The organism is Shewanella marisflavi (genome assembly GCF_002215585.1).
Lineage (GTDB): Bacteria > Pseudomonadota > Gammaproteobacteria > Enterobacterales > Shewanellaceae > Shewanella > Shewanella marisflavi.
On the sequence record NZ_CP022272.1, the window covers coordinates 158,739 to 184,129 of the forward strand.

Sequence of the window (25,391 nt, forward strand, 5' to 3'; positions counted from 1 at the left end):
AGTTTGGCAATAAACGGTGCTCTGCGAGAGCAGGGCACCTGGTTTAACTCCTTCAGGAGAGAAACGTGAAAGACTTATTAAAGTTTCTGAAACAGCAAAGCAAGACTGAAGAATTTGAAGGCATCAAGATCGGCCTAGCGTCGCCAGATCTGATCCGCTCTTGGTCATTTGGTGAAGTTAAGAAGCCAGAAACCATCAACTACCGTACTTTCAAGCCTGAGCGTGAAGGTTTGTTCTGTGCGCGTATTTTTGGTCCAGTTAAAGACTACGAGTGTTTATGCGGTAAGTATAAGCGTCTAAAGCACCGTGGTGTGATTTGTGAAAAGTGTGGCGTAGAAGTTACCCAGACTAAAGTGCGTCGTGAGCGTATGGGTCACATCGATCTCGCTAGCCCAGTGGCACACATTTGGTTCTTGAAGTCACTTCCGTCTCGTATCGGTTTGATGCTGGATATGACTCTGCGTGATATCGAGCGCGTACTTTACTTCGAATCATTTGTAGTGATCGAGCCTGGCATGACCAGCCTTGAGCGCGGCCAAATGCTGACTGAAGAAAACTACCTCGACGCACTCGAAGAGTACGGTGATGAGTTTGAAGCTAAGATGGGTGCCGAAGCGGTACTTGAGCTGTTACGTGCTATCGATCTTGAGAAAGAGATTGAAGAGATGCGCGAAGAGCTGCCATCGATCAACTCTGAGACTCGTCGTAAGAAGATCACTAAGCGTCTAAAGCTCATTGAAGCTTTCTTCACTTCAGGCAACAAGCCAGAGTGGATGATCCTCAAGGTGCTACCGGTTCTGCCACCTGATCTACGTCCTCTAGTTCCGCTAGATGGCGGTCGTTTTGCTACGTCTGATTTGAACGACCTTTATCGTCGTGTGATCAACCGTAACAACCGTTTGAAGCGTCTACTAGACCTGGCGGCACCAGACATCATCGTACGTAACGAAAAACGTATGCTGCAAGAGTCTGTCGATGCGCTATTAGATAACGGTCGTCGTGGTCGTGCTATTACGGGTTCTAACAAGCGTCCGCTTAAATCTTTGGCCGATATGATCAAAGGTAAGCAAGGTCGTTTCCGTCAGAACCTGCTCGGTAAGCGTGTTGACTACTCAGGCCGTTCGGTAATTACCGTTGGTCCTACTCTGCGTCTACATCAGTGTGGTCTTCCTAAGAAGATGGCACTGGAACTGTTTAAGCCATTCATCTATGGCAAGCTTGAAGGTCGCGGTCTAGCCACGACAATTAAAGCGGCTAAGAAGATGGTTGAGCGCGAAGTACCTGAGGTTTGGGACGTACTTGATGACGTGATCCGCGAGCACCCAGTAATGCTTAACCGTGCACCAACACTGCACAGATTGGGTATTCAGGCGTTCGAACCTGTACTGATTGAAGGTAAAGCGATTCAACTGCACCCATTAGTGTGTGCGGCCTATAACGCTGACTTCGACGGTGACCAAATGGCGGTTCACGTGCCACTGACGCTAGAAGCTCAGTTAGAAGCACGTTCACTCATGATGTCGACCAACAACATTCTGTCACCTGCAAACGGTGAGCCGGTGATCACACCGTCACAGGACGTTGTATTGGGTCTGTACTACACCAGCCGTGAATGTGTAAACGGCCGCGGTGAAGGTATGGCCTTCGAATCAGTTGCAGAAGTTGAAAAAGCTTACCGCACTGGTTTTGCCGAGCTACATGCTCGCGTTAAGGTTCGTATCACTGAAACCACTATTGGTGAAAATGGTGAGCATACCGAGTCACGTCGCATTGTCGATACGACTGTAGGTCGTGCATTACTGTCTCAGGTACTGCCAAAAGGTCTGTCTTATGATTTGGTTAACCAAAACATGGGCAAGAAGCAGATCTCTAAGCTACTGAACACCTGTTACCGTCAGCTGGGTCTGAAAGATACAGTTATCTTTGCTGACCAATTGATGTATACCGGTTTCCACTTTGCGACCGTATCGGGTGCCTCTGTAGGTATCAACGACATGGTGATCCCGGATGAGAAGTACACGCTTGTTGCTGATGCAGAAGCTGAAGTACTTGAGATCCAGGAGCAGTTCCAGTCGGGTCTTGTAACCGCCGGTGAGCGCTACAACAAGGTTATCGATATCTGGGCAAGTGCGAACGAAAAGGTTTCTAAAGCGATGATGGATAACCTGTCTACCGAGACAGTGATTAACCGTGATGGCGAAGAAGAGACACAAGCTTCGTTTAACAGCATCTATATGATGGCCGACTCAGGCGCTCGTGGTAGTGCTGCACAGATTCGTCAGCTAGCGGGTATGCGTGGTCTGATGGCTAAGCCAGATGGCTCGATCATCGAAACCCCAATTACCGCGAACTTCCGTGAAGGTCTAAACGTACTCCAGTACTTTATCTCTACTCACGGTGCGCGTAAGGGTCTAGCGGATACGGCACTTAAGACAGCGAACTCGGGTTACCTGACTCGTCGTCTGGTTGACGTTGCACAAGACTTAGTGGTTATCGAAGAAGATTGTGGTACCCACGAAGGTCTGACCATGAAGCCGCTGATTGAAGGTGGTGACGTAGTTGAGGCGTTACGTGAGCGTGTTCTGGGCCGTGTGGTTGCAGAAGATGTTTACTACCCAGGTACTGAAGATGTGCTTGCTCCACGCAACACGCTGCTTGACGAGGCTTGGTGTGACAAGCTCGAAGAGCACTCTATCGATGAAGTTATCGTACGTTCAGTAATTAGCTGTGACACTGATTTCGGTGTATGTGCGGCGTGTTACGGTCGTGACTTGGCACGTGGTCATCTGATCAACCAAGGTGAAGCTATCGGTGTTGTTGCCGCTCAGTCAATCGGTGAGCCTGGTACACAGCTGACGATGCGTACCTTCCACATTGGTGGTGCGGCATCGAGAGCGTCTGCAGAGAACAACGTACAGGTGAAGAATGCCGGTACCGTTAAGCTGCACAACGCTAAGCACGTTAGCAACACAGACGGTAAGCTGGTTATCGTATCGCGTTCATCTGAAATCGCGATTATCGATGAGCTGGGTCGTGAGAAAGAGCGTTACAAGGTGCCTTACGGTACTATCCTGGAGAAGCTAGAAGATGCATCGGTTAACGCCGGTGAAGTCATCGCTAACTGGGATCCGCATACTCACCCAATCGTTTCTGAAGTAGCGGGTAGCATTAAGTTTGTCGATATGATTGAAGGTGTCACCATGACACGTCAAACCGACGAACTAACGGGTCTCTCTTCAATCGTGGTGCTAGATGTTGGTCAACGTCCTTCTGCTGGTAAAGAGATGCGTCCTGCGATTCGTCTGGTTGGTGCCGATGGCAACGACTTGATGATCCCAGGTACCGAAGTACCAGCTCAGTACTTCCTACCAGGCAAGGCGATTGTTAACCAAGACGATAATGCACAAATTGCCGTGGGTGACGCGCTTGCACGTATTCCACAAGAATCGTCTAAGACTCGCGATATTACCGGTGGTCTACCACGCGTTGCTGACTTGTTCGAAGCGCGTAAGCCAAAAGAGCCTGCGATTCTGGCTGAGTACTCAGGTACTATCTCCTTCGGTAAGGAGACCAAAGGTAAGCGTCGTCTAGTTATCACGCCTGCTGATGGTGGTAAGCCATATGAAGAGATGATTCCTAAGTGGCGTAACCTGAACGTGTTCGAAGGTGAGAAAGTTGAACGCGGTGAAGTGATCGCCGACGGTCCAGAAGCTGCACACGACATTCTGCGTCTACGTGGTATCCACAAGGTGGCTAACTACATCGTTAACGAAGTCCAAGACGTATACCGTCTACAGGGCGTGAAGATTAACGATAAGCACATCGAAGTGATTATCCGTCAGATGCTGCGTAAGTGTGAGATCACTGAGTCTGGTGACAGTGACTTCCTACCGGGCGAACAGGTTGAAGTGTCACGCGTGAAGATCGCTAACCGCGAACTTGAAGCGCAAGGCAAAGCACCTGCTAAGTTCGAACGTGAACTGCTCGGTATCACCAAGGCATCGTTGGCAACTGAGTCATTTATCTCAGCTGCATCCTTCCAGGAAACCACGCGCGTATTGACCGAAGCTGCCGTAGGCGGTAAGAGCGATAAGCTACGTGGCCTGAAAGAGAACGTGATCGTGGGTCGTCTGATCCCTGCGGGTACTGGTTATGCGTATCACAACAAGCGTAATCAGGCAGCACAAAGTGGTCCGGCAGAAGAAGTGCCGGCTATCAGTGCCAGTGAAGCAGAGCAGAACCTTGCCGATCTATTAAACCTGGCGGGAAGCCCTGATTAATCAGGTCTGTTGGTAAATAGATTGTAAAAAAGGCACCGCTGGTGCCTTTTTTTTACTTAAATTGGGTAAAAAGTTGGCTATTTCTTGACAGCGACCCATTACCTTTCTAAAATTTCGCGTCCCACACCTGTGGGATATAGATTTTTCACACCTTACTGTTGAGTTTATTCAACTGATTCGGAGCTATACATGGCAACTGTAAACCAGTTGGTACGTAAGCCTCGCTCGCCAAAAGTCATCAAGACTAATGTGCCTGCGTTGAATGCGTGTCCACAAAAACGTGGTGTTTGTACTCGCGTGTACACAACCACACCTAAAAAACCTAACTCTGCACTACGTAAAGTAGCTCGTGTGCGTCTAACTAACGGTTTCGAAGTAACTTCGTACATCGGCGGTGAAGGCCACAACCTGCAGGAACACAGCGTGATTCTAATCCGTGGTGGTCGTGTTAAAGACTTACCAGGTGTTCGTTATCACACTGTTCGTGGCGCATTAGACTGTGCTGGTGTTAGTGAGCGTCGTCAAGGACGTTCTAAGTACGGAGCTAAGCGTCCTAAGTCTTAACGTTTTCCGTTAAGTAAGGCCAAGCTAGAGATAATTGAGATTCCAGTTTTGGGGTCCCTGAAGCATACGGAGAAATTGTTATGCCAAGACGTCGCGTTGTAGGACAACGTAAAATCCTACCAGATCCAAAATTTAATAGTGAGTTGCTGGCTAAGTTCATCAACGTCATTATGCAGGACGGCAAAAAGTCGACTGCTGAAAAAATCATTTACAAGGCACTAGATGTTGTCGCTGAAAAGAAAGGCGAAGAGCACCTAGTAATCCTTGAAGCAGCCCTGGATAACGTTCGCCCAACTGTCGAGGTTAAGTCTCGTCGTGTTGGTGGTTCTACTTACCAGGTACCATGTGAAGTTCGTCCTGTGCGTCGTAACGCACTAGCGATGCGCTGGTTAGTTGAAGCTGCTCGTAAGCGTGGTGAAAAATCTATGGCTCTACGTCTAGCTGGTGAAATGCTAGATGCTGCCGAAAATAAAGGCACTGCTGTTAAGAAGCGCGAAGACGTGCATCGTATGGCAGAAGCAAACAAAGCGTTTGCTCATTACCGCTGGTAATCTTTTGGTGCAGGCGTTTGCCTGCACCATGTTTTACATCACTAAGGTTTTTACCTTAGTAAAGAGGGTTTAATCGTGGCTCGTACAACTCCAATTGAGCGCTACCGTAATATCGGTATTTGTGCTCACGTTGACGCAGGAAAAACCACAACAACAGAACGTGTCCTTTTCTACACCGGTATGTCTCATAAGATAGGTGAAGTTCATGATGGCGCAGCCACCATGGATTGGATGGAACAGGAGCAGGAGCGTGGTATTACTATCACCTCGGCGGCAACCACTACGTTCTGGCGCGGTATGGATGCTCAATTTACTGAGCATCGTATCAACATCATCGATACTCCTGGCCACGTTGACTTCACTATTGAAGTTGAACGTTCGCTGCGTGTACTTGATGGCGCAGTCGTTGTGTTCTGTGGTTCATCTGGTGTTGAACCTCAGTCCGAAACTGTATGGCGACAAGCGGACAAGTACCACGTCCCGCGCTTAGTGTTTGTCAATAAGATGGACCGCGCTGGTGCTGACTTTGAACGCGTCGTTGGACAGATACGTAACCGTCTGGGAGCGACCTGTGTACCGATCCAGTTAAATATCGGTGCAGAAGAAGAGTTTAAGGGTGTCATTGACCTGATCAAGATGAAGGCCATTAACTGGAACGAATCAGATCAAGGTATGACCTTCACTTATGAAGAAATTCCCGCAGAGCTGGCCGATAAGGCCGCTGAGATGCGTGAATACCTAGTTGAGAGTGCGGCCGAAGCCTCTGAAGAGCTGATGGATAAATACCTTGAAGAAGGTGAACTGTCAGAAGAAGAGATTAAGTCTGCATTACGTCAGCGAACTCTGGCTAACGAGATTGTGCTAGCTACCTGTGGTTCTGCATTTAAGAACAAAGGTGTCCAGGCAGTTCTCGATGCTGTGGTTGACTATTTGCCATCGCCAGTCGAAGTGCCTGCTATTAAGGGTATCGACGACAAAGAGAATGAGGTTGAGCGTCCTGCGGACGACAACGCGCCTTTCTCTGCGTTAGCATTTAAGATCGCAACAGACCCATTCGTTGGAACGCTCACCTTTATGCGTGTTTATTCAGGCGTATTGGAAACCGGTTCAGGCGTATATAACTCGGTCAAACAAAAGCGTGAGCGTATTGGTCGTATGGTGCAGATGCACGCAAACGACCGTAAAGAGATCAAAGAAGTGCGCGCTGGTGACATCGCCGCTGCCATTGGTCTTAAAGATGTTACTACCGGTGACACCTTATGCGATGCTGACCATAAAGTTATTCTCGAACGTATGGAGTTCCCTGAGCCCGTAATCACGATTGCGGTGGAACCAAGATCCCAGGCCGACCAAGAGAAGATGGGGATTGCGCTGCAAAAGCTTGCTGCGGAAGATCCTTCATTCAGAGTCGAGACCAACGAAGAGTCGGGTCAAACCCTGATCTCGGGAATGGGTGAATTGCACTTAGACATCATCGTTGACCGTATGCGTCGCGAGTTTAGTGTCGAGTGTAACGTGGGTAAACCACAAGTCGCGTATCGTGAAACTATTCGCTCGCGTGTAGAAGTTGAAGGCAAGTTTGTGCGTCAATCGGGTGGCCGAGGTCAATTTGGTCATGTTTGGTTGCGGCTCGAACCTCAAGAAGAAGGTTTTGGCTACGAATTTGTCAACGAGGTTGTTGGTGGTGTTGTTCCAAGAGAATACATCCCTGCAGTAGATAAAGGTATTCAGGAACAGATGAAGAACGGTGTATTAGCCGGTTTCCCTGTGCTGGACGTTAAAGTGACGCTGTTCGACGGCTCTTACCATGATGTCGACTCGAATGAAATGGCGTTTAAAGTTGCCGGTTCCATGGGCTTTAAGAAGGGTGCTCTCGAAGCAGATCCTGTGTTACTCGAACCTTGTATGAAGGTTGAAGTAACTACCCCTGAAAGTTACATGGGAGATGTAGTAGGCGACTTGAACAGACGTCGCGGCTTGATCGAAGGTATGGACGACGGCATTGGCGGCGTCAAAATCGTTCGAGCTGTAGTACCTCTATCTGAAATGTTTGGTTACGCAACGGACTTACGTAGTGCAACTCAAGGACGTGCTTCTTACTCTATGGAGTTCCTGAAGTACTCTGATGCACCGCAGAATGTTGCTAAATCAGTTATAGAAGCGCGCGGATAACCGCAAACTAGTCTATAACTCATAATTGAATGCTATTGCTCAGCGAGACTGAGCATTTCTGAAAAGAAAGGAATATATCGTGGCTAAAGAAAAATTTGAACGTAGTAAACCCCATGTTAACGTTGGCACCATCGGTCACGTTGACCATGGTAAAACAACTCTAACTGCTGCTATCTCTCACGTACTGACTAAGACGTACGGTGGTGAAGCTAAAGATTTCGCACAGATCGATAACGCTCCAGAAGAGCGTGAGCGCGGTATTACCATTAATACTTCTCACATCGAGTACGATACTCCTTCTCGTCACTACGCACACGTAGACTGCCCAGGCCACGCTGACTATGTTAAAAACATGATCACTGGTGCTGCACAGATGGACGGCGCTATCCTAGTAGTAGCTTCTACAGATGGTCCAATGCCACAGACTCGTGAGCACATCCTGCTTTCTCGTCAGGTAGGTGTACCTTTCATCATCGTATTCATGAACAAGTGTGACATGGTAGATGACGAAGAACTACTAGAACTAGTAGAGATGGAAGTTCGTGAACTGCTATCTGAATATGACTTCCCAGGTGATGACCTACCAGTTATCCAAGGTTCAGCTCTGAAAGCCCTAGAAGGCGAGCCAGAGTGGGAAGCTAAGATCCTAGAACTAGCTGAAGCTCTAGATTCTTACATTCCAGAGCCAGAGCGTGCTATCGACGGTGCATTCATTCTGCCAATCGAAGACGTATTCTCAATCTCAGGCCGTGGTACAGTAGTAACTGGTCGTGTTGAGCGCGGTATCGTTAAAGTAGGTGACGAAGTAGAAATCGTAGGTATCAAAGATACTACTAAGACTACTTGTACTGGTGTTGAAATGTTCCGTAAGCTGCTTGACGAAGGTCGTGCAGGTGAGAACTGTGGTGTACTACTACGTGGTACTAAGCGTGATGAAGTTGAGCGTGGTCAAGTACTGGCTCAGCCTGGTTCAATCACTCCACACACTCAGTTCGAATCAGAAGTATACGTACTGTCAAAAGAAGAAGGTGGTCGTCACACTCCATTCTTCAAGGGCTACCGTCCACAGTTCTACTTCCGTACAACTGACGTAACCGGTACTATCGAACTGCCAGAAGGCGTTGAAATGGTAATGCCTGGTGACAACATCAAGATGGTTGTTACTCTGATCTGCCCAATCGCGATGGACGAAGGTCTACGTTTCGCTATCCGTGAAGGTGGCCGTACAGTTGGTGCTGGTGTTGTAGCTAAGATCATCGCTTAATTGCTTTGATTTTAAACTGACACTGAAAAAGGCAGCTTAGGCTGCCTTTTTTATTGCTCGAAATAGGGCTGGTTTTTCTGATCGAGTTGAGTATAATACTCGCCACTTTGACAGTTAGCGCGAAAGTGATGCTAATTCGTTCAATGGGCTTGATCTCCGAGTTTAGATCAGTATAATAGCCCCTCGCCTTAACCATTAGGCGAAAGATTGTCGGTTCTCGAAGCCGACGTAAAATAATACAGCGACTCCGATTTGGAGTCGAACGGTTAAATCATCTCGCTCTGCTTTTCCAGTAAGGAAGAAGCTAGAGGGTGATTTTTTATGTGTCCATTTTAGGAGCTCTGGTCAATGCAGAACCAAAGAATCCGTATCCGCTTAAAAGGATTTGATCATCGTCTGATCGATCAGTCTACTGCGGAAATCGTTGAAACTGCTAAGCGCACAGGCGCCCAGGTACGTGGTCCAATCCCACTACCAACGCGTAAAGAGCGTTATACCGTTTTGATCTCTCCACACGTTAATAAAGATGCGCGTGATCAGTACGAACTTCGTACTCATAAGCGTCTTGTTGACATCGTAGAGCCGACTGAAAAGACTGTAGATGCACTTATGCGTCTAGATCTTGCGGCAGGTGTTGACGTTCAAATTAGCTTAGGTTAATTGAGATCCTTAGAAGAGGTTTGAGAGATGGCTATCGGTCTTATCGGTCGTAAAGTAGGTATGACTCGCATCTTCACTGAAGATGGTGCGTCAATACCTGTAACAGTAATTGAAATTGCAGCTAACCGTGTTGCTCAAGTGAAAACTTTAGAAACTGACGGTTACCGTGCACTTCAAGTTACTACTGGTACCAAAAAAGCTAATCGCATCACTAAACCAGAAGCAGGTCACTTTGCTAAGGCTGGCGTTGAAGCTGGTCGTGGTTTGTGGGAAATGCGTTTGGCTGATGGTGAAGGCGAAGGCATCGAAGTAGGTGCTGAGCTTAATGTTGATATCTTCGCTGACGTAGCGAAAGTTGATGTTACTGGTCAATCAAAGGGTAAGGGCTTCCAAGGCGGTATCAAGCGTTGGAACTTCCGTACTCAAGATGCAACACACGGTAACTCATTGGCACATAGAGCTAACGGTTCTATCGGTCAAAACCAAACACCTGGTCGCGTTTTCAAAGGTAAGAAAATGTCAGGCCACATGGGTGCCGAGCAAGTAACGACTCAAAATCTAGACGTTGTACGTGTAGATGCTGAGCGCAACCTGCTATTGGTTAAGGGTGCAGTTCCAGGCGCTACTAATGGCGACCTGATCATCAAGCCTGCCGTTAAAGCTTAGGTCTGAGGAGATAGTAATGGAATTGGTATTGAAAGACGCACAGAGTGCTCTTGAAGTTTCCGAAACTACCTTCGGCCGTGACTTTAATGAAGCACTGGTTCATCAGGTAGTTGTAGCATACGCTGCAAACGCGCGTCAGGGCACTCGTGCTCAAAAGACTCGCGCAGAAGTAACTGGCTCTGGCAAAAAGCCATGGCGCCAAAAAGGTACTGGCCGCGCACGTGCTGGTACTGTTAAAGGCCCAATCTGGCGTGGCGGTGGCGTATCTTTCGCTGCTAAAACACAAGATCACAGCCAAAAAGTAAACAAGAAGATGTACCGCGGAGCGCTTAAGAGCATTCTGTCTGAATTAGTACGTCAAGATCGCCTTGTTGTTGTTGAATCATTCGGTGTTGAAGCTCCTAAGACTAAAGAGTTGAAGGCTAAGCTTAAAGACATGAACCTGGAAGACGTATTAATTGTTACTCCAGAGATTGACGAGAACTTGTTCTTAGCTGCACGCAACCTATACAAAGTTGACGTTCGTGACGTTGCTGGTATCGACCCAGTTAGCCTAATCGCGTTCAACAAAGTACTAGTTACTGCCGATGCTGTTAAGCAAATCGAGGAGATGCTGGGATGATAAGCGAAGAACGTTTGCTAAAAGTTATTCTAGCGCCACACATCTCTGAAAAGAGTACTGTTTGCGCTGAAAATAACAACACGGTAGTTTTCCGTGTGGCTATCGATGCGACTAAAGCTGAAATTAAAGCTGCAGTAGCTAAGTTGTTCGAAGTTGAAGTAGATTCAGTTCGCACTCTAGTTAACAAAGGTAAGACTAAGCGTCACGGTGCCCGTACTGGCCGTCGTAGCGATTGGAAAAAAGCCTATGTGACTTTAGCTGCTGGTGCTGACATCGATTTCGTCGGCGCTGAGTAAGCAAAGGAGAATTATCATGGCAGTTATTAAGTGTAAGCCAACCTCTGCTGGTCGTCGCCACGTTGTTAAAGTGGTAAACAGCGATCTGCATAAGGGTAAACCCTTTGCTGGCCTGTTGGCGAAAAAGTCTAAGAGTGGTGGCCGTAACAACACTGGTCGCATCACTGTTCGTCACGTAGGTGGTGGACACAAGCAGCACTACCGTATTGTTGACTTCAAGCGCAACAAAGACGGTATCCCTGCAAAGGTTGAGCGTTTGGAATATGATCCAAACCGTACCGCAAACATCGCACTTGTTTTGTATGCTGATGGTGAGCGTCGTTATATCCTTGCAGCCAAAGGCATGCAAGCTGGTGATAAGATCCAGTCTGGTATCGATGCTGAAATCAAAGTGGGTAACGCTTTGCCATTACGCAACATCCCAGTAGGTAGTGTGGTTCACGCTGTTGAAATGAAGCCTGGTAAAGGTGCTCAGATCGCACGTTCAGCCGGTACTTATGTACAAGTTGTAGCTCGTGATGGCGCTTACGCCACTCTACGTCTTCGCTCTGGCGAAATGCGTAAAGTGCCTGTAGATTGCCGCGCGACATTAGGTGAAGTTGGTAATGCCGAGCATATGCTACGCCAGTTAGGTAAAGCAGGTGCTAAGCGCTGGAGAGGCGTACGCCCAACAGTTCGTGGTGTTGCAATGAACCCAGTAGACCATCCACATGGTGGTGGTGAAGGCCGTACTTCTGGTGGTCGTCATCCAGTATCTCCATGGGGTGTCCCAACTAAGGGTTATAAGACCCGTAGTAACAAACGCACCGACAAGTACATCGTACGTCGTCGTAACAAAAAGTAAGAGGATTCGCCATGCCACGTTCTCTCAAGAAAGGTCCATTCATTGACCTACACTTGCTGAAGAAGGTAGAGAAAGCGATGGAAGCGGGTGACAAGAAGCCTATTAAGACTTGGTCTCGCCGCTCAATGATCATCCCTAACATGATTGGGTTGACCATCGCTGTCCATAATGGTCGTCAGCACGTACCTGTGTTCGTAACTGACGAAATGATCGGCCACAAGCTTGGTGAATTTTCACCAACTCGCACTTATCGCGGCCATGCTGCTGATAAGAAAGCGAAGAAGCGTTAATACGGGAGACTCAAGATGGAAGTTTTAGCTAAACATCGTTTTGCCCGTACGTCGCCTCAGAAGTGTCGTTTGGTTGCAGATCAAATTCGTGGACTGCCTGTTGCTAAGGCTCTAGAAATTTTAACTTTCAGCCCAAAGAAAGCTGCAGTACTTGTTAAAAAAGTACTTGATTCTGCTATCGCTAATGCTGAGCACAACGAAGGTGCTGACATTGACGAGCTGAAAGTTGGAAAAGTCTTTGTAGACGAAGGTCCAACTATGAAGCGTATCATGCCACGTGCTAAAGGCCGTGCTGATCGTATTATCAAGCGTACCAGCCACATTACTGTGGTTGTATCAGATCGCTAGGAGTTAGCAATGGGACAGAAAGTACATCCTAATGGTATCCGTCTGGGTATCACTAAGCCTTGGATCTCGACTTGGTACGCTGATAAATCAGAGTATGCAAATAACCTGAGCAGCGACTGGGAAGTGCGTAAGTTTCTAGAAAAGAAACTTAAGCAAGCATCAGTCTCTAAGATTGTTATCGAGCGTCCAGCTAAGAGTGTTCGCGTTACTATTCACACTGCCCGTCCAGGTGTTGTGATTGGTAAGAAAGGCGAAGATGTTGAAAAGTTGCGCAACGAAGTTGCCAAGTTGACTGGTATTCCAGCTCAAATCAACATCGCTGAAATCCGTAAGCCAGAGCTAGATGCGAAGCTAGTTGCCGAAGGCATCGCTTCTCAGCTAGAGCGTCGTGTAATGTTCCGTCGTGCTATGAAGCGCGCAGTACAGAACGCAATGCGTCTAGGTGCTAAGGGTATCAAAGTTGAAGTGAGCGGCCGTCTAGGCGGTGCTGAGATTGCGCGTTCAGAGTGGTATCGTGAAGGTCGTGTGCCTCTACATACACTGCGTGCTGATATCGACTATTCTACTGCAGAAAGTCACACTCAATACGGTGTGATCGGCGTTAAAGTTTGGGTCTTCAAAGGTGAAGTTCTAGACGGCGTTGTACCTGCGCTAGAAGAGCCGAAACAGCAGCCGAAGCGTAAGCCTCGCGGTAAATAGGAGAGCTGGCAATGCTGCAACCAAAACGAATGAAGTTTCGTAAAATGTTCAAAGGCCGTAACCGCGGTCTGGCGAACGGCACTGAAGTAAGCTTCGGTGAGTTTGGTTTGAAAGCTGTTGGACGTGGTCGTCTTACTGCTCGTCAAATCGAATCTGCGCGTCGTGCTATGACACGTCACATTAAACGTCAAGGTCAAATCTGGATTCGCGTTTTCCCAGACAAGCCAATTACCTCTAAGCCTCTTGAAGTGCGCATGGGTAAAGGTAAGGGTAACGTTGAATACTGGGTTTGCCAGATTCAACCTGGTAAGGTTCTTTATGAGATGAATGGTGTTTCAGAAGAGTTGGCTCGTGAAGCTTTCACTCTTGCTGCTGCCAAGCTTCCTATTAAGACTACCTTCGTAACTAAGACGGTGATGTAATGAAAGCGAGCGAACTAACACAGAAGAGCGTTGAAGAACTGAACGCTGAACTGCTTGGTCTGCTGCGTGAGCAGTTTAATCTGCGTATGCAACACGCCACTGGTCAGTTGACTCAGACTCATCAGCTTAAAATCGTGCGTCGTAACATCGCGCGCGTTAAGACCATTATTACTTCTAAGGCGGGTGCATAATGTCTGATAAAATCCGTACTTTGCAAGGTCGTGTACTTAGCAACAAGATGGACAAGTCTATCACTGTAGCTATTGAGCGTAAGGTTAAGCACCCTCTATATGGGAAGTTTATCAAGCGCACTACTAAGATCCATGCACATGACGAAACAAATCAGTGTAATGCTGGCGATATCGTGACTATTCGCGAATGCCGTCCGCTGTCTAAGACTAAGTCTTGGACTCTGGTTGAAGTAGTATCAAAAGCCTAAGCTTATTAGGTAATTAGCGAAACGGCTCCTAGATTTGGGGCCGTTTTTATTTTTAATACTATCTATTCCTTTTTTGCGGTGTTATACTTGCGCGCCATTTTAGTCGATATTCTGGTCTAAAATGGTTTAAATATGCCCCAAATATGGGATTAGTGAAGTAACGATAGCGGAGCACTTAAAATGATCCAAATGCAATCGACTCTAGAAGTCGCCTGTAACAGTGGCGCTCGTAGAGTTCAGTGTATTAAGGTCTTGGGTGGCTCTCATCGTCGTTATGCCGGTATCGGCGACGTCATCAAAGTTTCTGTAAAAGAAGCAATTCCTCGCGGTAAAGCGAAGAAAGGTGACGTGTATAACGCGGTGGTAGTCCGTACTAAGAAAGGCGTACGTCGTCCAGATGGTTCTGTCATTCGCTTCGATCGCAATGCAGCGGTATTGCTGAACGCAAACCTTGCACCGATTGGTACTCGTATCTTTGGACCAGTGACGCGTGAACTGCGTACAGAACAATTTATGAAAATTGTTTCTCTGGCACCAGAAGTACTGTAAGGAGCTTCAAAATGGCAGCTAAAATCCGTCGTGAAGACGAAGTAATTGTACTAGCAGGTAAAGACAAGGGTAAACGCGGTAAGGTTTCTCGAGTTTTACCAACTGGTAAGTTAATTGTAGAAGGCATCAATCTTGTCAAGAAGCACCAGAAGCCTAACCCACAAATGGGTGTGACTGGTGGTATCGTTGAGAAAGAAGCGCCAATACAAGCATCAAATGTAGCGATTTTCAACTCTGCCACTGGCAAAGCTGATCGCGTTGGTTTCCGATTTGAAGACGGCAAAAAAGTCCGTTTCTTTAAGTCGAACAGTGAACTCGTTAAGTAATTGGAGTAAACGATGGCGAAACTGCATGATAAATATAAAGAGACTGTTATCGCTGAGCTTTCTAAGAAGTTCGGTTATACCAGTGTCATGCAAGTCCCTCGGATTGAGAAAATCACCCTTAATATGGGTGTTGGCGAAGCTGTAGCAGATAAGAAAGTTATGGAGCATGCGCTTCGTGACATGACTGCTATCGCTGGTCAAAAGCCAGTTGTAACTGTTGCTCGTAAATCAGTTGCTGGTTTTAAAATCCGTGATGGCTACCCGATCGGCTGTAAGGTGACTCTGCGTGGTGAACGCATGTGGGAATTCCTTGAGCGTTTAGTTGATATCGCAATCCCGCGTATCCGTGACTTCCGTGGTTTGAGCGCTAAGTCGTTCGACGGACGCGGTAACTACGCAATGGGTGTACGTGAGCAAATCATCTTCCCGGAAATCGATTACGATAAAATCGATAAAATCCGTGGTATGGATATTGTAATCACTACTACTGCGAAGAATGACGAAGAAGGCCGTGCTTTATTAGACGCCTTTAACTTCCCATTCAAGAAATAAGGGTAGCGAAATGGCAAAAAGTTCAATGAAAGCACGTGAAGCAAAACGTGCCAAGCTCGTGGCTAAGTATGCTGAAAAGCGTCTAGCTCTTAAGGCTATCATTAGCAATCCAACTACTTCTGATGAAGATCGTTGGGATGCAGTTCTTAAGCTGCAAGGTCTACCACGTGACTCAAGTTCTGCGCGTCAGCGTAATCGTTGTAGTCAAACTGGTCGCCCACATGGTTTCCTACGCAAGTTCGGTCTAAGCCGAATCAAATTGCGTGAAGCTACCATGCGTGGTGAAGTTCCTGGTCTGCGTAAGGCCAGCTGGTAATACTTGTCACGGAGTAAGCTAATATGAGCATGCAAGATCCAATTGCGGATATGTTAACTCGCATTCGTAACGGCCAAGCTGCTAACAAAGTATCAGTATCTATGCCTTCTGCTAAGCTGAAAGTTGCTATTGCACAGACGCTTAAAGAAGAAGGTTATATCACTGACTACACCGTAGCAGGCGAAGCCAAGCCGGTTTTAGAAATCACTTTAAAGTATTTCCAAGGCCAACCAGTCGTTGAGACTATCCAGCGCGTAAGTCGTCCTGGTCTTCGTATTTACAAAGGTAAAAACGAACTACCAAAGGTGATGGGCGGTCTGGGTGTCGCAATCGTGTCCACTTCTAAAGGTTTGATGACTGATCGTGCCGCCCGCCAAAATGGCATGGGTGGAGAAGTTATCTGCTACGTAGCATAAGGAGCTAGCAATGTCTCGTGTCGCAAAAGCACCAGTCGCTATCCCTGCAGGCGTAGAAGTGACTTTAAACGAACAAACTATCACCGTAAAAGGTACTAAAGGTAGTTTGACTCGAGTGATCAACGCTGACGTTTCTGTTGTTGTTGAAGACAACGAAATCAAGTGTTCTCCAGCTGAAGGCGTAACTAGCGCTGCACAAGCTGGTACCGCTCGAGCACTAATCAACAACATGGTTGTTGGTGTTAACGAAGGTTTTGAAAAGAAACTGACTCTAGTTGGTGTTGGTTACCGTGCAAAAATTGCTGGTAACGGTATCGACCTGACTCTAGGTTTCTCTCACCCTCTAGTACACCAGCTTCCAGACGGCGTAACTGCAGAGTGTCCAACTCAAACTGAAATCGTACTTAAGAGTACTGATAAGCAGCTTGTTGGTCAGGTTGCTGCAGAAATTCGTGGCTACCGTCCACCAGAGCCTTACAAAGGTAAAGGTGTTCGCTATGCTGATGAACAAGTACGCCGTAAAGAGGCTAAGAAGAAGTAGGTAACGCGATATGGATAAGAAAACATCTCGCTTGCGCCGCGCTACTCGCGCCCGTAAGAAGATCCAAGAGCTGGGCGTTAACCGTCTGGTTGTACATCGTACACCACGTCACACATACGCACAGGTTATTGATGCCAACGCGCAAGTTGTGGCGGCAGCTTCTACTGCTGAGAAAGCGGTATCAGAGCAGCTTAAATACACAGGTAACGTTGATGCAGCAAAAGTAGTGGGTAAAACCGTTGCAGAGCGTGCTATCGAGAAAGGCGTAACTGTAGTTGCATTCGATCGTTCCGGCTTTAAGTATCACGGACGCGTAGCTGCCTTGGCAGACGCTGCTCGTGAAGCTGGCCTACAGTTCTAAGGAATGATTAAAAATGGCTAAATTTGAAGCTCCACAAAAAGACGACCTGCAAGAGAAGTTAGTTGCAGTAAATCGTGTTTCTAAAGTAGTTAAAGGCGGACGTATCTTTAGCTTCACTGCACTGACTGTAGTGGGTGACGGTAACGGTAAAGTCGGCTATGGCTATGGTAAAGCGCGTGAAGTACCTGCTGCTATCCAGAAAGCAATGGAAAAGGCTCGCCGTAACATTGTTTCTGTTGAACTTGTAAATGGTACTTTGCACCACCCTGTTAAGGGCCGTCACACTGGTTCGCGTGTTTACATGCAACCAGCCTCTGAAGGTACCGGTATTATTGCCGGTGGTGCGATGCGTGCCGTATTGGAAGTAGCAGGCGTTCATAACGTTCTGTCGAAAGCATACGGTTCTACTAACCCGATCAACATCGTTCGCGCAACTGTAGACGCGCTGGTACACATGAAGTCACCAGCACAGATTGCAGCTAAGCGTGGCCTGAATGTTGATGAAATTCGAGGTTAAGCACCATGGCTACTAAAACTTTAAAAGTAACTCAGACTAAGAGTTCAATTGGACGTTTGCCTAAGCATCGCGCCACATTGACCGGTCTAGGTCTACGCCGTATTAACCATACTGTTGAGCTGGAAGATACTCCTGCAGTTCGCGGTATGATTAACAAGGTTTACTACATGGTTAAGGTGGAGGATTAATCAATGAAATTGAATACTCTATCACCTGCTGCAGGTGCAAAATCAGCAGCCAAGCGTGTAGGTCGCGGTATCGGTTCTGGCCTAGGTAAGACTGCTGGTCGCGGTCACAAAGGTCAGAAGTCACGTTCAGGCGGCGGCGTTCGCGTCGGTTTCGAAGGTGGTCAAATGCCACTTAAGATCCGTTTGCCTAAGTTTGGTTTTACTTCGCGTAAAGCGTTGGTAACTGCCGAAATTCGTGTAAGCGAACTGGCTAAAGTTAACGGTGATGTTGTCGACTTGAATGCACTGAAAGATGCGAATCTTGTTACTCGCAACATACAGTTTGCTAAAGTCGTTCTTTCAGGTACCATTGAACGCCCAGTGACCGTTAAAGGTCTGAAGGTAACCAAAGGTGCTCGTGCAGCTATTGAAGCTGCCGGCGGAAAGATCGAGGAATAATACGTCGATGGCAAAACCAGGACTTGATTTAAAAAGCGCGAAAGGCGGTCTATCAGAATTGAAAACCCGTCTCCTGTTCGTGATTGGTGCGATTATCGTCTTTAGAGCCGGTTCGTTCGTGCCAATTCCTGGTATTGACGCAGCTGTATTAGCAGAGCTGTTTAATCAGCAAAAGGGTACCATCTTAGGCATGTTTAACATGTTCTCTGGTGGCGCCCTTGAACGTGCTTCTATCTTTGCTCTTGGTATCATGCCGTATATTTCGGCATCGATTATCATGCAGCTATTGACTGTGGTACATCCTGCATTGGCCGAACTGAAAAAGGAAGGCGAGTCAGGACGTAAGAAGATCAGTCAATATACTCGATACGGCACGTTGGTCTTGGGTACATTCCAAGCGATCGGTATCGCAACAGGTCTGCCTAACCTGGTTCCTGGTTTAGTTGTAAACCTTGGATTCGGGTTCTACTTTGTTGCTGTTGTCAGTCTAGTTACAGGAACCATGTTCCTAATGTGGCTAGGTGAGCAAATTACCGAGCGAGGCATAGGTAACGGTATCTCGATTCTTATTTTCGCAGGTATCGTCGCTGGTCTGCCATCTGCTATCGGCCAAACGGCTGAGCAAGCGCGTCAAGGCGACTTGAACGTACTAGTATTATTGTTGATTGCAGTGATCGTATTTGCTGTGACCTATTTCGTTGTGTTTGTTGAGCGTGGACAACGTCGTATCGTTGTTAACTATGCTAAGCGTCAGCAGGGCCGTAAGGTGTTTGCCGCGCAGAGCACTCACTTACCGCTTAAGGTCAACATGGCAGGTGTGATTCCACCAATCTTTGCGTCAAGCATCATTTTGTTCCCAGGCACACTGGCTCAGTGGTTTGGTCAAAATGAAGGTTTATCTTGGTTAAGTGATTTTTCACTTGCTGTATCACCAGGTCAGCCGCTTTACTCATTATTGTATGCAACAGCGATTATCTTCTTCTGTTTCTTCTATACTGCGTTGGTATTTAACCCACGTGAGACAGCAGATAACCTTAAGAAGAGTGGTGCGTTTATTCCCGGGATCCGTCCTGGAGAACAGACTTCGCGATATATAGATAAAGTAATGACTCGCCTAACTCTGGCTGGTGCATTATATATAACCTTTATCTGTTTAATTCCGGAGTTCATGTTAATCGCGTGGAAAGTACAGTTCTATTTTGGCGGTACTTCACTACTAATTATGGTAGTCGTGATCATGGACTTCATGGCTCAGGTTCAGACCCATATGATGTCACATCAATATGAGTCTGTGATGAAGAAAGCTAACCTAGTTAACAAAGCGAATTTAGATCGCTTTGGACGCTAAGTAGCTTTACGGAGTGATGAAATGAAAGTTCGAGCTTCCGTGAAGAAGATCTGCCGTAACTGCAAGATCGTAAAGCGTAGCGGCGTTGTACGCGTTATCTGTGTTGAACCAAAACACAAACAGCGTCAAGGCTAAAAACTTTTGACCAGCTCAGTTTCTGAGCTGGTCAAAATATTATTTGCAAAATCGTCATCTGTCGAGTATCCTACCGGGCTTTTCACAGATGGCCTTTAACTTATGAGGAGTGCATAGTGGCCCGTATCGCTGGCATTAACATTCCTGATCAAAAGCACACAGTCATTGCATTGACTGCTATCTATGGTATTGGACTGACTCGCGCACAACAAATCTGCGCAGCTACTTCAATTGCTGAAGATGCTAAGATCAAGGAATTGAGCGAAGCTCAAATAGACACACTACGCGAAGAAGTTGCTAAATACATTGTAGAAGGTGACTTGCGTCGTGAGATCTCTATGAACATCAAGCGTCTGATGGACCTTGGTTGTTATCGTGGTCTCCGCCACCGTCGTAGCCTGCCCCTTCGTGGGCAACGTACTAAGACCAATGCGCGTACGCGTAAAGGTCCACGTAAGCCAATTAGAAAGTAACGGGAAGGTAAACCAATATGGCTAAAGTTCCGTCACGTTCAACGCGCAAGCGCGTACGTAAACAGGTTGCTGATGGCATGGCTCATATCCATGCATCTTTCAACAACACCATTATCACCATTACAGATCGTCAAGGTAATGCACTTTCTTGGGCAACTTCTGGTGGTTCAGGTTTCCGTGGTTCACGTAAATCTACCCCATTCGCTGCACAGGTAGCTGCTGAGCGCGCAGGTGTTGCAGCTCAGGACTACGGTGTCAAAAACCTTGAAGTTTTCGTGAAGGGTCCAGGTCCAGGGCGTGAGTCAGCTATTCGAGCGCTGAACGCGGTTGGTTACAAGATAACCAACATTACCGATGTGACGCCGATCCCTCATAATGGTTGTCGTCCTCCTAAGAAACGTCGCGTTTAATCGCCCCGTTTTTAATAGGATAGTTGGAGAAAGAACATGGCAAGATACTTGGGTCCAAAGCTCAAGCTCACTCGCCGAGAAGGTACAGACCTTTTCCTAAAAAGCGGTGTGAGAGCAATTGATTCGAAGTGTAAGCTAGAAGCTGCACCTGGACAACACGGCGCTCGTAAAGCTCGTTTGTCTGAGTACGGCGTACAGCTGCGCGAAAAACAAAAAGTTCGTCGTACTTATGGTGTGCTTGAAAAGCAATTCCGTAACTACTACAAAGACGCTGCACGTCTAAAAGGTAACACTGGTGAAAACCTACTTACTCTTTTAGAAACCCGTTTAGATAACGTAGTTTATCGTATGGGTTTTGGTGCTACCCGTGCTGAAGCACGTCAGCTAGTTAGCCATAAGTCAATTATGGTAAACGGCCGCGTTGTTAACATTCCATCATTCAAAGTGTCTGCGAATGATGTAATTAGCGTTCGTGAGAAGTCTCAAAAGCAAGCTCGTATTAAAGCTGCTCTAGAAGTTGCTTCTCAGCGCGAAAAGCCAACATGGGTTGAAGTAGATGCCGCTAAGATGGAAGGTGCTTTCAAGCGTCTGCCTGAGCGTAGCGATTTATCTGCGGATATTAACGAACAGCTGATCGTCGAGCTTTACTCTAAGTAAAGCTAATAAACAAGAGAGGACACAATGCAGGGTTCTGTTACAGAATTTCTTAAACCGCGTCTCGTTGATATCGAGCAGGTTAACCCAACACGTGCCAAGGTTACACTGGAGCCGCTTGAGCGTGGTTTTGGTCATACTCTAGGTAACGCGTTGCGTCGTATCCTATTGTCGTCTATGCCCGGCTGCGCGGTTACCGAAGTCGAGATTGATGGTGTACTGCACGAATACAGCAGCAAGGAAGGCGTACAAGAGGATATCCTAGAAATCCTATTAAACCTTAAAGGTTTAGCAGTGGTTATCGAGGGTAAAGACGAGGCTATGCTTACTTTAAGCAAGTCAGGCGCAGGCCCTGTTACCGCAGCAGATATCACGCACGATGGTGATGTTACTATTATGAATCCTGATCATGTTATCTGTCATCTGACTGGTAATAATGACATTAGCATGCGTATCCGTGTTGAACGTGGTCGTGGTTATGTGCCTGCTTCTGCACGTGCACAGACCGAAGACGATGATCGTCCAATCGGTCGTTTGTTAGTGGATTCATCTTTCTCACCTGTCGCGCGTATTGCTTACAATGTTGAAGCAGCACGTGTTGAACAGCGTACTGACTTAGACAAACTCGTTATCGATATGACCACTAACGGAACTATCGATCCTGAGGAAGCAATTCGTCGTTCTGCGACCATCTTAGCTGAACAGCTAGATGCGTTTGTTGAGCTTCGTGATGTCACTGAGCCAGAGCAGAAAGAAGAGAAACCAGAGTTCGACCCAATTCTGTTGCGTCCTGTCGACGATCTAGAGCTAACTGTACGTTCGGCTAACTGTTTGAAAGCCGAAGCGATTCATTACATCGGAGATCTGGTACAGCGTACTGAGGTTGAGCTACTTAAAACTCCTAACTTGGGTAAGAAGTCTCTTACCGAAATTAAGGATGTGTTGGCTTCTCGCGGACTTTCATTAGGTATGCGTCTAGAAAACTGGCCTCCGGCTAGTTTAGCAGACGACCTATAAGTCCTAGTTTGTACAGATTTAGGTAATAAGGATTAGGTCATGCGCCATCGTAAGAGTGGTCGTCAACTAAACCGTAACAGCAGTCATCGTCAAGCTATGTTCCGTAACATGGCAAGCTCTTTAGTCCGTCACGAAGTGATCAAGACTACTGTAGCTAAAGCGAAAGAATTGCGTCGCGTAGTTGAACCTCTAATAACACTTGCTAAGAGTGATAGTGTTGCAAACCGTCGTTTGGCATTTGCACGTACTCGCGACGCTGAAGTCGTAGGTAAGTTATTTAATGAATTGGGTCCACGCTACCAGGAACGTCCTGGTGGATATACCCGTATCCTTAAGTGCGGTCTACGTACTGGTGATAAAGCGCCTATGGCGTATATTGAACTAGTAGGTCGTCCAGAAGCTGCTGAAGCTGTTGAAGAAGCTGCTGAGTAACACTTAAGTTCATTGTTAAAAAGCCGGGCTATGCCCGGCTTTTTTATTTCTTATCTCAAATTCATCTCTAAAGGCATTCTTGCCGCCATATTAGTCAACCCACTGTGCCTTATCAGACATCTCCTTGGGAATCGACAGGTGCCATCTGGCAACGCCTGAGAGGCTAAAGCGAAAGCTGCCCTTGCTGTCACTGATATAGCCCAAGTCTTTGGCCTTGGCGCCATGTAATAACTTGTTGATTAAGGTTGCCGCTAGCTTGCCATGTTCATAGCCATTGAGCACATAACCACCTGTATTGGCTTGTTTACCTATAGTGAAATCCCAGAAACCAAAATTCGGCACGGGAGACTCCTTAGCTGTCCAGGCAATAATTTTTTCGGGGTCTACATGCTCTCCTTGCTCTGAAGTGATGGTGTGATAGAGGGCGATGAATATTCCCTGGTAGCCTGCTTGTTTCGCATTGAGTACTGCCTGTCGCCATGCTTGTTCAGAGTCAGCGAGCTTAAATTCTATGGTCAAATTGCCTAGCCTGATCGGTTTGAGCTCATCACTGATTGGACTTAGGGCGGCCCGACTCGTAGCGCTGTTATCCGAGAGGACAAGCAGTTTTCTCGACTCAGCTTTCGGCAATATGTGATCGACGAGTAATAGTGAACGTTTAAATAAAGGACGTTCTAAGACACCGGTGAATTGCTCGTATGTTTGGATTCCATGATCTCTTGGATTCGTGTTCAGCCCTAGAAAAACAACCGGGATATTGGTGGTCGCAATGCGTTCACTCAATAGCGTGATGGCATTGTCGTCGGCAAGGACTATCATATCTGGTCTACGGCTTTTTATGACGTTCCATGCCATATCAGCGCGTTTGACATATTCTTCAGAGGGTAGGCGTTTGGAGTCTAGGAGAAAGTCCTCTACTTGGACTGGTTGGCTTAGATTATCCAATATGGCTCGCCGGTAATCTTGCACCCAAGGGTAGCCTTCATGATAGCTATGTATAAATAGAAGGTTTGTTGCAGCGCCCGGCAGGCTGTAGAGCAATAGGAGTAAAACAAGGATACGCATGGATGATTTTCCAAAGCACTTTTATATAGTTATAGCTGATTTTCCTGTGTAAGTAAGTGGAAGCGCATTAAAAAAGGCCTCGTAAGAGGCCTTTAATGTAAGTGGCTTAATAGCCTGATTTTTGTGTCGTGTTGTAGTCGAGTTTTTCGTGGGTTTGTCCCATCGCTTCGGCGACTTCTGGCGGCATATAGTTTTCATCATGCTTGGCCAGCACTTCCGTTGCTTCCAACTTCCCATTTTCAATCAGTACGCCTTGAGCCACAATGCCCTGGCCCTCACGGAACAGATCAGGTAGCAAGTCGTCATAGGTCACTATGACTTCACCACCGGCTGCATCATGTACAGCAAATTCAACGTGGAGGCTGTCAGGATCGCGGATTAGAGACCCAACGGTTACCATGCCACCGACACGGATACGCTGGCCCACTTCGGGTTTAACGCCTGTGTCTTTTTTACCATGGACAATTTCTGTTGGTGTGTAGAAAAGGTTCAGGTTTGAATTTAGCGCATAAAGCAATAATGATGCGATTGCGGCTACGCCACCTATTAAGGCGGTTGCTAAGGCGAGTCTTTTCTTACGTCTGGCGTTCACTGTTCTTTACTCCGGTTGGCTTTAAGGCGTTCTTCGCGTTGCATTTTCTTTGAGATTTCAGTGAGGATTTTGCGCTTTTGGCGCAGGCTCACCAAGATCAAGGTGCCAAGTGCGAAGGCGGTTATGCCGTAAGATAGCCACACATAAAAGGCGTAGCCACCCATGTTAAAAAAATCTGTTAATGAATCGAACTGCATTATTTGACTCCTTCAGCTTTCGCGAGTTCCCTAACCCAAGGACGCATACCATTTCTGGCTAAGATCTCGGCTCTGAAACGTACTAAAGTGATGGCTCCAATCATGAGACCAAAACCAAAGATGTTGATCAGTAACGGGTACAGCATCTCAGGTGCCATCGAGGATTTCTCGGTGATTTTAATCGTTGCTGGCTGATGAAGTGAGTTCCACCACTCTACTGAATACTTAATGATTGGTATGTTGATCACACCTACAATCGCTAGGATGCCAGCGGCTCGTGCTGCAAGTACCTTGTCCTCGAAAGAGGCGTATAGTGAGATCACACCTAGGTATAGGAATAGCAGTACCAGCTCAGAGGTTAAGCGAGCATCCCACACCCACCAAGTACCCCACATAGGCTTACCCCAGGCGGCACCAGTGATCAGAGCGATAAAGGTGACAACGGCACCGATAGGTGCGATGGCTGCCGCCGCCCAGTCAGCCGACTTGATCTGCCATACCAAGCCAATGAAGGCTGAGGTAGCCATCGCCATGTAGGCCGACATAGACATTGAGGCGGCTGGTACGTGGATGAAGATGATGCGGTAGCTGTCACCCTGTTGATAATCAACCGGAGCGAACAGCAAGCCCCAGATAGAACCAACGCCAATAAATGCGATAGCAAGTGTTGCAAACCAAGGTAGTAGCCTGCCTGATAGGTTATAGGCCTTTTGAGGGTCTGCGTAAGAATGTAGCCATTTCCACATA

At 47.2% G+C, this 25,391-nt stretch carries 37 protein-coding genes; 33 read left to right on the top strand and 4 right to left on the bottom strand.

Annotated features, from left to right (window positions below):
• Nucleotides 1-65 precede the first annotated feature (65 nt).
• The 33 genes from rpoC to rplQ all read left to right on the top strand — a co-directional run bounded on the left by rpoC (nt 66) and on the right by rplQ (nt 22,790).
• Complete coding sequence (rpoC, locus tag CFF01_RS00755; RefSeq protein WP_088903541.1) at nt 66-4,280, top strand: DNA-directed RNA polymerase subunit beta'; 4,215 nt, start codon at nt 66-68, stop codon at nt 4,278-4,280.
• A 189-nt stretch (nt 4,281-4,469) separates the two neighbouring features.
• A complete protein-coding gene (gene rpsL, locus CFF01_RS00760) occupies nt 4,470-4,844 on the top strand; it encodes a 30S ribosomal protein S12 (protein ID WP_011863962.1) in 375 nt (124 codons plus the stop codon).
• Between the two features lie 80 nt (nt 4,845-4,924).
• Nucleotides 4,925-5,395 carry a 30S ribosomal protein S7 gene (gene rpsG / locus CFF01_RS00765; protein WP_011863963.1) on the top strand — a complete coding sequence of 157 codons (471 nt, stop codon included), beginning with the start codon at nt 4,925-4,927 and terminating at the stop codon, nt 5,393-5,395.
• Between the two features lie 75 nt (nt 5,396-5,470).
• Nucleotides 5,471-7,567, top strand: coding sequence for an elongation factor G (fusA, locus tag CFF01_RS00770; protein ID WP_033540837.1), 2,097 nt, complete (start codon nt 5,471-5,473; stop codon nt 7,565-7,567).
• Between the two features lie 79 nt (nt 7,568-7,646).
• Nucleotides 7,647-8,831: an elongation factor Tu gene (gene tuf, locus CFF01_RS00775; RefSeq protein WP_088903540.1), complete on the top strand. Its 1,185-nt coding sequence runs from the start codon at nt 7,647-7,649 to the stop codon at nt 8,829-8,831.
• Between the two features lie 348 nt (nt 8,832-9,179).
• Nucleotides 9,180-9,491: a 30S ribosomal protein S10 gene (rpsJ, locus tag CFF01_RS00780; RefSeq protein ID WP_011070616.1), complete on the top strand. Its 312-nt coding sequence runs from the start codon at nt 9,180-9,182 to the stop codon at nt 9,489-9,491.
• Nucleotides 9,492-9,518: 27 nt separating this feature from the next.
• Nucleotides 9,519-10,157 carry a 50S ribosomal protein L3 gene (rplC, locus tag CFF01_RS00785; RefSeq protein ID WP_033540771.1) on the top strand — a complete coding sequence of 213 codons (639 nt, stop codon included), beginning with the start codon at nt 9,519-9,521 and terminating at the stop codon, nt 10,155-10,157.
• A gap of 16 nt (nt 10,158-10,173) precedes the next feature.
• Nucleotides 10,174-10,779, top strand: coding sequence for a 50S ribosomal protein L4 (rplD, locus tag CFF01_RS00790; protein ID WP_033540772.1), 606 nt, complete (start codon nt 10,174-10,176; stop codon nt 10,777-10,779).
• A complete protein-coding gene (gene rplW, locus CFF01_RS00795; RefSeq protein ID WP_028774664.1) occupies nt 10,776-11,075 on the top strand; it encodes a 50S ribosomal protein L23 in 300 nt (99 codons plus the stop codon). The genes rplD and rplW overlap by 4 nt, the downstream gene beginning before the upstream one ends.
• 16 nt (nt 11,076-11,091) lie before the next feature.
• Nucleotides 11,092-11,919: a 50S ribosomal protein L2 gene (gene rplB / locus CFF01_RS00800; protein ID WP_033540773.1), complete on the top strand. Its 828-nt coding sequence runs from the start codon at nt 11,092-11,094 to the stop codon at nt 11,917-11,919.
• A gap of 11 nt (nt 11,920-11,930) precedes the next feature.
• Complete coding sequence (gene rpsS / locus CFF01_RS00805; RefSeq protein ID WP_006083596.1) at nt 11,931-12,209, top strand: 30S ribosomal protein S19; 279 nt, start codon at nt 11,931-11,933, stop codon at nt 12,207-12,209.
• A 15-nt stretch (nt 12,210-12,224) separates the two neighbouring features.
• Nucleotides 12,225-12,557: a 50S ribosomal protein L22 gene (gene rplV / locus CFF01_RS00810; protein ID WP_011863971.1), complete on the top strand. Its 333-nt coding sequence runs from the start codon at nt 12,225-12,227 to the stop codon at nt 12,555-12,557.
• A gap of 9 nt (nt 12,558-12,566) precedes the next feature.
• Nucleotides 12,567-13,256, top strand: coding sequence for a 30S ribosomal protein S3 (gene rpsC / locus CFF01_RS00815; protein WP_033540774.1), 690 nt, complete (start codon nt 12,567-12,569; stop codon nt 13,254-13,256).
• Nucleotides 13,257-13,267: 11 nt separating this feature from the next.
• On the top strand, nt 13,268-13,678 hold the full coding sequence (gene rplP, locus CFF01_RS00820; RefSeq protein WP_011863973.1) for a 50S ribosomal protein L16: 411 nt from the start codon (nt 13,268-13,270) through the stop codon (nt 13,676-13,678).
• Complete coding sequence (gene rpmC / locus CFF01_RS00825) at nt 13,678-13,869, top strand: 50S ribosomal protein L29 (protein WP_011863974.1); 192 nt, start codon at nt 13,678-13,680, stop codon at nt 13,867-13,869. The genes rplP and rpmC overlap by 1 nt, the downstream gene beginning before the upstream one ends.
• Complete coding sequence (gene rpsQ / locus CFF01_RS00830) at nt 13,869-14,117, top strand: 30S ribosomal protein S17 (RefSeq protein WP_033540775.1); 249 nt, start codon at nt 13,869-13,871, stop codon at nt 14,115-14,117. The genes rpmC and rpsQ overlap by 1 nt, the downstream gene beginning before the upstream one ends.
• Nucleotides 14,118-14,297: 180 nt before the next feature.
• Nucleotides 14,298-14,666 (top strand): 50S ribosomal protein L14, encoded by a 369-nt coding sequence (gene rplN, locus CFF01_RS00835; RefSeq protein ID WP_011863976.1) that lies wholly within the window; start codon nt 14,298-14,300, stop codon nt 14,664-14,666.
• A gap of 11 nt (nt 14,667-14,677) precedes the next feature.
• Entirely contained in the window at nt 14,678-14,992 is a 315-nt protein-coding gene (gene rplX / locus CFF01_RS00840) for a 50S ribosomal protein L24 (protein WP_033540776.1), read from the top strand.
• Between the two features lie 12 nt (nt 14,993-15,004).
• The gene (gene rplE / locus CFF01_RS00845) at nt 15,005-15,544 is read left to right on the top strand and encodes a 50S ribosomal protein L5 (protein ID WP_011863978.1); all 540 of its coding nucleotides are present in this window, start codon (nt 15,005-15,007) and stop codon (nt 15,542-15,544) included.
• A 10-nt stretch (nt 15,545-15,554) separates the two neighbouring features.
• Nucleotides 15,555-15,860 (top strand): 30S ribosomal protein S14, encoded by a 306-nt coding sequence (gene rpsN, locus CFF01_RS00850; protein WP_033540777.1) that lies wholly within the window; start codon nt 15,555-15,557, stop codon nt 15,858-15,860.
• Between the two features lie 23 nt (nt 15,861-15,883).
• Nucleotides 15,884-16,276 carry a 30S ribosomal protein S8 gene (gene rpsH, locus CFF01_RS00855; protein WP_033540778.1) on the top strand — a complete coding sequence of 131 codons (393 nt, stop codon included), beginning with the start codon at nt 15,884-15,886 and terminating at the stop codon, nt 16,274-16,276.
• Nucleotides 16,277-16,286: 10 nt separating this feature from the next.
• Nucleotides 16,287-16,817, top strand: a complete 531-nt coding sequence (gene rplF / locus CFF01_RS00860) for a 50S ribosomal protein L6 (RefSeq protein WP_033540779.1) — start codon at nt 16,287-16,289, stop codon at nt 16,815-16,817.
• A 10-nt stretch (nt 16,818-16,827) separates the two neighbouring features.
• Nucleotides 16,828-17,178, top strand: coding sequence for a 50S ribosomal protein L18 (gene rplR / locus CFF01_RS00865; protein ID WP_028764670.1), 351 nt, complete (start codon nt 16,828-16,830; stop codon nt 17,176-17,178).
• 13 nt (nt 17,179-17,191) lie between these two features.
• Nucleotides 17,192-17,695, top strand: coding sequence for a 30S ribosomal protein S5 (rpsE, locus tag CFF01_RS00870; protein WP_011863983.1), 504 nt, complete (start codon nt 17,192-17,194; stop codon nt 17,693-17,695).
• A gap of 5 nt (nt 17,696-17,700) precedes the next feature.
• Nucleotides 17,701-17,883, top strand: a complete 183-nt coding sequence (gene rpmD / locus CFF01_RS00875; protein ID WP_011863984.1) for a 50S ribosomal protein L30 — start codon at nt 17,701-17,703, stop codon at nt 17,881-17,883.
• Nucleotides 17,884-17,886: 3 nt separating this feature from the next.
• Entirely contained in the window at nt 17,887-18,321 is a 435-nt protein-coding gene (gene rplO, locus CFF01_RS00880) for a 50S ribosomal protein L15 (protein WP_033540780.1), read from the top strand.
• A 7-nt stretch (nt 18,322-18,328) separates the two neighbouring features.
• On the top strand, nt 18,329-19,669 hold the full coding sequence (gene secY, locus CFF01_RS00885; protein ID WP_041510733.1) for a preprotein translocase subunit SecY: 1,341 nt from the start codon (nt 18,329-18,331) through the stop codon (nt 19,667-19,669).
• 21 nt (nt 19,670-19,690) lie between these two features.
• A complete protein-coding gene (gene rpmJ / locus CFF01_RS00890; RefSeq protein ID WP_006083579.1) occupies nt 19,691-19,804 on the top strand; it encodes a 50S ribosomal protein L36 in 114 nt (37 codons plus the stop codon).
• Nucleotides 19,805-19,920: 116 nt separating this feature from the next.
• Nucleotides 19,921-20,277: a 30S ribosomal protein S13 gene (rpsM, locus tag CFF01_RS00895; RefSeq protein ID WP_011863987.1), complete on the top strand. Its 357-nt coding sequence runs from the start codon at nt 19,921-19,923 to the stop codon at nt 20,275-20,277.
• A gap of 17 nt (nt 20,278-20,294) precedes the next feature.
• Nucleotides 20,295-20,687, top strand: a complete 393-nt coding sequence (rpsK, locus tag CFF01_RS00900) for a 30S ribosomal protein S11 (protein ID WP_011863988.1) — start codon at nt 20,295-20,297, stop codon at nt 20,685-20,687.
• Nucleotides 20,688-20,723: 36 nt separating this feature from the next.
• The gene (gene rpsD / locus CFF01_RS00905; protein ID WP_011863989.1) at nt 20,724-21,344 is read left to right on the top strand and encodes a 30S ribosomal protein S4; all 621 of its coding nucleotides are present in this window, start codon (nt 20,724-20,726) and stop codon (nt 21,342-21,344) included.
• 24 nt (nt 21,345-21,368) lie between these two features.
• Nucleotides 21,369-22,358: a DNA-directed RNA polymerase subunit alpha gene (locus CFF01_RS00910; RefSeq protein ID WP_011863990.1), complete on the top strand. Its 990-nt coding sequence runs from the start codon at nt 21,369-21,371 to the stop codon at nt 22,356-22,358.
• Between the two features lie 39 nt (nt 22,359-22,397).
• Nucleotides 22,398-22,790: a 50S ribosomal protein L17 gene (gene rplQ / locus CFF01_RS00915; RefSeq protein WP_011863991.1), complete on the top strand. Its 393-nt coding sequence runs from the start codon at nt 22,398-22,400 to the stop codon at nt 22,788-22,790.
• A gap of 90 nt (nt 22,791-22,880) precedes the next feature.
• Here the strand turns inward: rplQ and CFF01_RS00920 are convergent, their stop codons facing one another.
• The 4 genes from CFF01_RS00920 to CFF01_RS00935 form a co-directional block, all read right to left on the bottom strand.
• On the bottom strand, nt 22,881-23,609 hold the full coding sequence (locus CFF01_RS00920; protein ID WP_157704912.1) for an ABC transporter substrate-binding protein: 729 nt from the start codon (nt 23,607-23,609) through the stop codon (nt 22,881-22,883).
• Between the two features lie 352 nt (nt 23,610-23,961).
• Nucleotides 23,962-24,447 carry a cytochrome c maturation protein CcmE gene (ccmE, locus tag CFF01_RS00925; RefSeq protein ID WP_033540784.1) on the bottom strand — a complete coding sequence of 162 codons (486 nt, stop codon included), beginning with the start codon at nt 24,445-24,447 and terminating at the stop codon, nt 23,962-23,964.
• Entirely contained in the window at nt 24,444-24,644 is a 201-nt protein-coding gene (gene ccmD, locus CFF01_RS00930) for a heme exporter protein CcmD (protein WP_033540785.1), read from the bottom strand. The genes ccmE and ccmD overlap by 4 nt, the downstream gene beginning before the upstream one ends.
• Nucleotides 24,644-25,390 (bottom strand): heme ABC transporter permease, encoded by a 747-nt coding sequence (locus CFF01_RS00935; RefSeq protein ID WP_033540786.1) that lies wholly within the window; start codon nt 25,388-25,390, stop codon nt 24,644-24,646. Before CFF01_RS00935 ends, ccmD begins: the two co-directional genes overlap by 1 nt.
• Nucleotide 25,391 lies beyond the last annotated feature (1 nt).

What these genes read in the sequence shown, in the direction of transcription:
- rpsL (WP_011863962.1), top strand. Translation starts at nt 4,470, where the DNA reads ATGGCAACTGTAAACCAGTTGGTACGTAAGCCTCGCTCGCCAAAAGTC.
- rpsG (WP_011863963.1), top strand. Translation starts at nt 4,925, where the DNA reads ATGCCAAGACGTCGCGTTGTAGGACAACGTAAAATCCTACCAGATCCA.
- rpsJ (WP_011070616.1), top strand. Translation starts at nt 9,180, where the DNA reads ATGCAGAACCAAAGAATCCGTATCCGCTTAAAAGGATTTGATCATCGT.
- rplC (WP_033540771.1), top strand. Translation starts at nt 9,519, where the DNA reads ATGGCTATCGGTCTTATCGGTCGTAAAGTAGGTATGACTCGCATCTTC.
- rplD (WP_033540772.1), top strand. Translation starts at nt 10,174, where the DNA reads ATGGAATTGGTATTGAAAGACGCACAGAGTGCTCTTGAAGTTTCCGAA.
- rplW (WP_028774664.1), top strand. Translation starts at nt 10,776, where the DNA reads ATGATAAGCGAAGAACGTTTGCTAAAAGTTATTCTAGCGCCACACATC.
- rplB (WP_033540773.1), top strand. Translation starts at nt 11,092, where the DNA reads ATGGCAGTTATTAAGTGTAAGCCAACCTCTGCTGGTCGTCGCCACGTT.
- rpsS (WP_006083596.1), top strand. Translation starts at nt 11,931, where the DNA reads ATGCCACGTTCTCTCAAGAAAGGTCCATTCATTGACCTACACTTGCTG.
- rplV (WP_011863971.1), top strand. Translation starts at nt 12,225, where the DNA reads ATGGAAGTTTTAGCTAAACATCGTTTTGCCCGTACGTCGCCTCAGAAG.
- rpsC (WP_033540774.1), top strand. Translation starts at nt 12,567, where the DNA reads ATGGGACAGAAAGTACATCCTAATGGTATCCGTCTGGGTATCACTAAG.
- rplP (WP_011863973.1), top strand. Translation starts at nt 13,268, where the DNA reads ATGCTGCAACCAAAACGAATGAAGTTTCGTAAAATGTTCAAAGGCCGT.
- rpmC (WP_011863974.1), top strand. Translation starts at nt 13,678, where the DNA reads ATGAAAGCGAGCGAACTAACACAGAAGAGCGTTGAAGAACTGAACGCT.
- rpsQ (WP_033540775.1), top strand. Translation starts at nt 13,869, where the DNA reads ATGTCTGATAAAATCCGTACTTTGCAAGGTCGTGTACTTAGCAACAAG.
- rplN (WP_011863976.1), top strand. Translation starts at nt 14,298, where the DNA reads ATGATCCAAATGCAATCGACTCTAGAAGTCGCCTGTAACAGTGGCGCT.
- rplX (WP_033540776.1), top strand. Translation starts at nt 14,678, where the DNA reads ATGGCAGCTAAAATCCGTCGTGAAGACGAAGTAATTGTACTAGCAGGT.
- rplE (WP_011863978.1), top strand. Translation starts at nt 15,005, where the DNA reads ATGGCGAAACTGCATGATAAATATAAAGAGACTGTTATCGCTGAGCTT.
- rpsN (WP_033540777.1), top strand. Translation starts at nt 15,555, where the DNA reads ATGGCAAAAAGTTCAATGAAAGCACGTGAAGCAAAACGTGCCAAGCTC.
- rpsH (WP_033540778.1), top strand. Translation starts at nt 15,884, where the DNA reads ATGAGCATGCAAGATCCAATTGCGGATATGTTAACTCGCATTCGTAAC.
- rplF (WP_033540779.1), top strand. Translation starts at nt 16,287, where the DNA reads ATGTCTCGTGTCGCAAAAGCACCAGTCGCTATCCCTGCAGGCGTAGAA.
- rplR (WP_028764670.1), top strand. Translation starts at nt 16,828, where the DNA reads ATGGATAAGAAAACATCTCGCTTGCGCCGCGCTACTCGCGCCCGTAAG.
- rpsE (WP_011863983.1), top strand. Translation starts at nt 17,192, where the DNA reads ATGGCTAAATTTGAAGCTCCACAAAAAGACGACCTGCAAGAGAAGTTA.
- rpmD (WP_011863984.1), top strand. Translation starts at nt 17,701, where the DNA reads ATGGCTACTAAAACTTTAAAAGTAACTCAGACTAAGAGTTCAATTGGA.
- rplO (WP_033540780.1), top strand. Translation starts at nt 17,887, where the DNA reads ATGAAATTGAATACTCTATCACCTGCTGCAGGTGCAAAATCAGCAGCC.
- secY (WP_041510733.1), top strand. Translation starts at nt 18,329, where the DNA reads ATGGCAAAACCAGGACTTGATTTAAAAAGCGCGAAAGGCGGTCTATCA.
- rpmJ (WP_006083579.1), top strand. Translation starts at nt 19,691, where the DNA reads ATGAAAGTTCGAGCTTCCGTGAAGAAGATCTGCCGTAACTGCAAGATC.
- rpsK (WP_011863988.1), top strand. Translation starts at nt 20,295, where the DNA reads ATGGCTAAAGTTCCGTCACGTTCAACGCGCAAGCGCGTACGTAAACAG.
- rpsD (WP_011863989.1), top strand. Translation starts at nt 20,724, where the DNA reads ATGGCAAGATACTTGGGTCCAAAGCTCAAGCTCACTCGCCGAGAAGGT.
- CFF01_RS00910 (WP_011863990.1), top strand. Translation starts at nt 21,369, where the DNA reads ATGCAGGGTTCTGTTACAGAATTTCTTAAACCGCGTCTCGTTGATATC.
- rplQ (WP_011863991.1), top strand. Translation starts at nt 22,398, where the DNA reads ATGCGCCATCGTAAGAGTGGTCGTCAACTAAACCGTAACAGCAGTCAT.
- CFF01_RS00920 (WP_157704912.1), bottom strand. Translation starts at nt 23,609, where the DNA reads ATGATAGTCCTTGCCGACGACAATGCCATCACGCTATTGAGTGAACGC.
- ccmD (WP_033540785.1), bottom strand. Translation starts at nt 24,644, where the DNA reads ATGCAGTTCGATTCATTAACAGATTTTTTTAACATGGGTGGCTACGCC.
- CFF01_RS00935 (WP_033540786.1), bottom strand. Translation starts at nt 25,390, where the DNA reads ATGTGGAAATGGCTACATTCTTACGCAGACCCTCAAAAGGCCTATAAC.